Consider the following 294-nt stretch of genomic DNA (forward strand, 5'->3'; position numbering starts at 1 on the left):
CGTCATTTACACCCGTTGTTAGATTGGCGACTAGGTTTGGAGCTTATGTTTGTTATGAAGGATCCTACGTATATTCCAGGTGTAACTCCACACTTTGAACTGTGGGGTTTAGGTTTAAAAAGTTGGCAAGAAGAAGCTTCAGAGTTAGTAATAAATTATTGCTCAGCATTTGGTAATGGCAGCTTAAAACCTATCAATAATGGTTCTTTCATTCATGGTTGGATTAATGAGAGTGAGAAAGTCCTAGAGATAGTTGCACATCCCTTGTGGGAATTTGATCCAATATTAAAAGAT

1 protein-coding gene is annotated in these 294 nt (G+C 37.4%); it reads left to right on the top strand.

Annotated features, from left to right (window positions below):
• Window positions 1-54 precede the first annotated feature (54 nt).
• Window positions 55-294: hypothetical protein (locus R2R70_RS19630; protein WP_410978842.1), on the top strand; the 240-nt coding region annotated here is incomplete at its 3' end.

This window comes from Cobetia sp. SIMBA_158, from assembly GCF_046566945.1.
Classification (GTDB): domain Bacteria; phylum Pseudomonadota; class Gammaproteobacteria; order Pseudomonadales; family Halomonadaceae; genus Cobetia; species Cobetia amphilecti.